This window comes from Acidovorax sp. KNOB132 (assembly GCF_057541515.1).
This window is the reverse complement of sequence record NZ_BAAJYT010000259.1, coordinates 1-4869: the sequence shown is the minus strand read 5'-3', so window position 1 is coordinate 4869 and position 4869 is coordinate 1. Positions and strand designations below refer to the sequence as shown.

The 4869-nt window shown below is 48.8% G+C and carries 5 protein-coding genes; all 5 read right to left on the bottom strand.

Annotation, left to right across the window (positions count from 1 at the left end; all coding sequences use genetic code 11):
• Window positions 1-308 (bottom strand): RipA family octameric membrane protein (locus AC27IO_RS20395; RefSeq protein WP_498740469.1); only part of this gene is annotated, 308 nt, incomplete at its 3' end.
• On the bottom strand, window positions 305-2251 hold the full coding sequence (locus AC27IO_RS20390) for a helix-turn-helix domain-containing protein (protein WP_498740467.1): 1947 nt from the start codon (window positions 2249-2251) through the stop codon (window positions 305-307). The genes AC27IO_RS20395 and AC27IO_RS20390, both read right to left, overlap by 4 nt.
• An 11-nt stretch (window positions 2252-2262) precedes the next feature.
• Window positions 2263-2880, bottom strand: coding sequence for a DNA adenine methylase (locus tag AC27IO_RS20385; RefSeq protein ID WP_498740466.1), 618 nt, complete (start codon window positions 2878-2880; stop codon window positions 2263-2265).
• A complete protein-coding gene (locus tag AC27IO_RS20380) occupies window positions 2804-3055 on the bottom strand; it encodes a DNA adenine methylase (protein ID WP_498740464.1) in 252 nt (83 codons plus the stop codon). The genes AC27IO_RS20385 and AC27IO_RS20380 overlap by 77 nt, the downstream gene beginning before the upstream one ends.
• Before the next feature lie 574 nt (window positions 3056-3629).
• Entirely contained in the window at window positions 3630-4628 is a 999-nt protein-coding gene (locus AC27IO_RS20375) for a glycerophosphodiester phosphodiesterase family protein (protein WP_498740463.1), read from the bottom strand.
• Window positions 4629-4869: the final 241 nt, after the last annotated feature.

Here is a 4869-nt window from a genome sequence, read left to right as displayed (position 1 = left end):
TGATTTAACAGATTGCTTAATAATCTCACGATCAACAATGTTCTTTCTGAATTCTTAATCAAATCTCTAGTCCTCTGAATCAATTTTCCAGAAACAAAAGATAACAAAGAGATTAGCAGTCCAAAGCAAAGAAAAAAAAATGGTGCACTTTCTTTTGCAAACTGCACTACCAAGAAAAGAGCGCCAAACAATGCCGTCTCAAGCGTTATAAAGAACTGAAAAGCGCTCATGCGCTGCTGGGCATGCAGTGAAAAATAGGCCCATGCATGACTTCTAATTTCAGACTCGATAGATGGATCTGTTTTCATTTAGGTCGCCCATAGTGAGTGGCAAATGCATTAAGCAACAATCTGTGCCTAGAGATAACACGAATAGTGCTTGACGTTATCTTTTCCACGAGTCGATAGTTTTTTTCATCCTTAACAAGGGTTAATTCCAAATCATTCCTTATCAATCTACTTAATATTTCAGCACACTGATTCACGGTCCTAACGACTAATATGCCATTTAAAACTCCCGTGGATAGTATTACTTGAAGAGCCAAAGGATGAATTTCTCGGAAGAGCTTGGCTCTTCGCTCGAATGAAATCGCATTTGCCGTTAGAATTCCTACAAACTGAGCCTTAATTAGACCTAAGGGCTTATGCTTTTCCAAAATAGCAGCATTCAACCATTCTCGATACAATTTTCGATTGTCTTCTGGAATTCTATGCTGCTCTTCAACTAAATCGAAGTCTGCCCAATGATCTGCGGCAATTTGAGAAAGCTCTTCGTCACTAAGAGCTAACAACTTACTGGTCAAGACTTTAGCAAATAAGCCCTGTTCATCAGTATCATCATCAATCTCATCACGCTCACTTGCGCTCAACATTGAAATCAAGTCGGTTCGCGGCTTAAGAAAGAGCTGTTCGGTATCAACAACCCCGTCTGGGAACGAAAGCCGTGGCACGTAAACTATTACAGGTTTTCCTTGACCGAGGGCAACACTCGCTTCTGAATCTTTTCCAAACGTGTCAGTTTTCTGCGCCATGTAGATGGTTACAGACGCTCGTTTCAACATCAACGCTTCGACTAGGCCCTTAGCTATACGGTCTTCAATCCATGATTGAGTAGGATTAAAGTGCCTAAGTTTTAATGGTTTAGATGTTTCATGATTAAACAATCGCCTCACAAAAGAATTTACCGAGACAAAATCCGCATCAGTACGCATTGAAGTTGCGACATAGACATCTAAAAAGTCCGAAGCAAGATAAAAAGATAGATTTTCCATCGCTCTTTTTTGTGTCTCATCCATTCGTCTTATTTCTGAATCAGATTTTGGCGCAATGCGCTCGGCTTCACGAATAATCTCATCCGAGTCAGGGGCGAAAAGTGGAGAAAACAGTCCATGCTGAAAGTTGGCATTAAACTTTCTTAGCAAAGAGTCCATTCGCCTTTTTGTTTTTTCTGGCACCTTACCAATGACGTTTGCGGTATTTTTCTCCTCGGTAAAATTAGCGGCCAATCTGATCAAGAACTGTTTTAAAGCTTCGCGCTCATCTTTTTCTTGCTTGACTCTTGCCGCGGATATATAGCCGAGATCCGCCAAACGTTCTTCTGCAATTTCATGGGGAATAGCCCAAGTTGCACGCTCACTATACGCAAGTGTATTTCGCGGCTGAATTGACTTTAAATACTCACTTAGAGAGTCGCTTGAGCTTAAGACTCGATAAGCATCAGTGAGAGTGCTAAACAATCTAATAGCGTCCCTTTGATAGGCTTGAACAGCTTCAGCAAAAACATTCGTGGATGAGAACCGCTGCGCACCCAAGTATCTATTGAAAAAATCTAAAGAAGTTGGTTGAATACCATAAAATATTAATATGCTATTAAAAAGATCGTGTGTTTGATTTATAGATTGGTTATTATTGAAAAGCTTTTTTATAGAATCATTGGCAACGCGATAGGAAGTCTCATCGTGCCCATCCAGAGTAATATCCTCTCCAGTTAGCTCCGACAACTGCTCTTCAAAATCCAACCGCGCCTGTATATCAGGATCTAAAAAATCATGCCAATGGGCACTGGGTAAATTTAACTCCTTACATATCAACTCAAGCAGATCTGGTTTAGGCACGCGTAGACCCTGCTCTAGATGAGCAATATTCGAGCGATTTGCCCCAAGTATTTTCCTTGCAAGTGCTTCTTGTGATAACTCAAGATGCTCACGGTGAATTCTAATCAAATTACCCAGCTTCTGCTTTGCATTTTGCATTTAATTCCCCATTAATAATTTTTTATAACCAATTCTTCTGCAAACTTTCTGGACCCAGCGAAACCGGAAATATTTCTTCTTGCTAGTATCTTTCTACATTTCCATCTTTTAGAAATGATCGATATATCATCGCAGTTAGCATATGAAAGCATGAATTTACAGCCGGCCGAGTCCAGCAAAATTAAAGACTTCTCCAATCGAGATATATCAGCCCCGGAAAAAGGCGAGGCATCATAATTAGTGAAATATTGGCCAGCAGTAGATGCATATGGGGGATCAATGTAGTAAAAATCGCCCTTCTCTCTCAACGAGATACATTTCTCAAAATCCATTTGATAAATATCTGCCCTTTTTAACAAACGCCCCGCCTCAACCATTTCCTCCAAAGGTATCGCACTGCGCGTTCGCAAACCAGAAAAAGGCACATTAAATTTGCCAGCCTTATTGGTCCGATACAATCCATTGAAACAAAGTCTATTTAGATATATAAACCTTGCAGCCCTTCCAACTTTAGTTAATTCTTTTGGATCTATATCTCTTATGAGATAATAATCATCTGAAGAACAAGGCAAAAAATCGCAGGTTTTCGATATTTCGGACGCGCGATTTTTTAATCTGCTGCAACGCATTTATTAGATCTTCGTTTATATCCCCGAGAAGCGCCTTGGTTGGTTCATGGATAAAAAATAAACTAGCAGAGCCGCAAAATGGCTCGACATATCTAGAGTAATTTTTTGGGAACAGCGGCAACAGCTGATTGGCTATACTTCTTTTACTACCAGCCCATCGCAATATAGGTTTCATTTCAAATTCAATTAAATTAAGATTTGACTGCGATCTAATAGCTGACCGCTTAATAAAGCAAGTGGTAGGGTTAGAAATTATTTTGAGTCAATGCTTACTCAAGTTTAGGCGGACAACGCAGGGTATGACGGCTGCTATGTCATGGCATGCCCCCAGTGCAGATGTATCTATCTGTTCCACCTTAAACGATGTTCATTTATTTCTACCTGACGGAAACCCAGGTATGGCCGTCGGGTAATGCGGTCAAGGCATGCGCCGGACTTCAAGCAAAAATTGGCTCCAGCGCATATTCCTCCAGGGGACATAGCTATTAAAATAATAGCAAGTTGGAGAACTGCTGGCTGAGAAGAGATTCGCAGCAGACCACGCTGACGGCGTCGTCATGCATGGGCAGATAGGCCGCGCCGCTGAGGGCGCGCAGGCTTGTGCGGATTGCGCCGCACTCGCTGGGCCTCTCAAGGCCCGATGAAACCACCGATACCAGCAGCGCCCGGCAACCCAGTCGCCACCCGGCGTGATGCGGGCGGAGCCCTCGATGGCGGTCCGCTGCTGCTCGACCGCTGAATTGACTGGCTTACTTGCTCACAAACTTGTTCACGAACGCATTGCGCGCCGCCACCGCCAGGTCCGGGTAGTTGGCGAACATGCCGTCCATGCCCATGTCCAGGTAGCTGCGGAACTCGGTGGCGGCCGTGGCGGCGTTGGCCTGGGCGAAGGTCCAGCCGTGCACCTTGAGGCCGGCGGCGTGGGCCTGGTCGATGTAGTCCTTGGTGATCGGGTACGCGGCGGTGTTGATGACCACGCCGATGCCTTCGGTGAAGCCGGCCACTTCCTTGAAGGTGAGCTGCGTGACGGTGCTGCCGGAGATCACGCCCATGCGTGGCGTGCCATCGGCGGCCTTGGCGGCCACGCCCAGCAGGATGAGGGGCATCTTGCTGTTCTGCGCGGTCTGCTTGGTGCGCAGGCTGCGCAGCGTGGCGTCGCTGAACGACTGGATGTAGACCTTGCTGTCGGCGTTGTAGCCGTTGTCCTTCAGGGTTTTGAGGATGCCGTCTTCCATCACCGGGTCGGCCTGCTTGGCCTCGGGGTACAGGCCCACTTCGCGGCCCACGGCGGTGGATTGCTTCTTGGCGAAGTCCACCACCTCCTGGAAGGTGGGCACCTGGAAGGGGTTGGCGGCGCTGGGCGCAAAGCCTGGGTAGCTGGTCTTGCCGGTGCCGGTGGGCACCACGGTCAGGGTGCGGATTTCCGCGAGGGTGAAGTCGGCCACCTTGTAGCCGCCGTTGCGCTGCGCGAACAGCGTGGCCACGTTGGTGGTGCGGTTGAGCGTGTCGTCGTGGATGGCGACGAGGGCGCCGTCCTTGGTGATCTGCAGGTCGGGCTCGATGAAGTCGGCGCCCATGCGGATGGCCAGTTCATAGCCGGCCAGGGTGTGCTCGGGCAGGTAGCCGCTGGCGCCGCGGTGGGCGATGACCTGCGGCTGAGCGGGCGGCGCGTCGTCGTTGCCGCCGCAGGCGGTGAGCGCCAGCGTGGCGAGGCAGAGCGCGGCGATCCAGGATTTCTTGGGGTGCATGCCAGGGGCTTTCATCAAGGTCAAACAAAGCCACTGACTTTAGGCGCCCGCCATGGCGGGGCCATGACAGTTGAGCGACACCCCGCGGCGGCCGCCCCCGACAGGCAGGTGGTGTCCCTGTCGCCAGGCGCGCTGGCCGCCTTTTCAGCGCAGGCGTGCCAGCGTGCCGGCCTCGGCTTCGCGCACGGCCGCCTGCGCATCGGCGGGCAGCAGCAGGCGATCGCGCTCCAGCCGCCAGGCG

What these genes read in the sequence shown, in the direction of transcription:
- AC27IO_RS20390 (WP_498740467.1), bottom strand. Translation starts at nt 2,251, where the DNA reads ATGCAAAATGCAAAGCAGAAGCTGGGTAATTTGATTAGAATTCACCGT.
- AC27IO_RS20380 (WP_498740464.1), bottom strand. Translation starts at nt 3,055, where the DNA reads ATGAAACCTATATTGCGATGGGCTGGTAGTAAAAGAAGTATAGCCAAT.
- AC27IO_RS20375 (WP_498740463.1), bottom strand. Translation starts at nt 4,628, where the DNA reads ATGCACCCCAAGAAATCCTGGATCGCCGCGCTCTGCCTCGCCACGCTG.
- AC27IO_RS20385 (WP_498740466.1), bottom strand. Translation starts at nt 2,880, where the DNA reads ATGCGTTGCAGCAGATTAAAAAATCGCGCGTCCGAAATATCGAAAACC.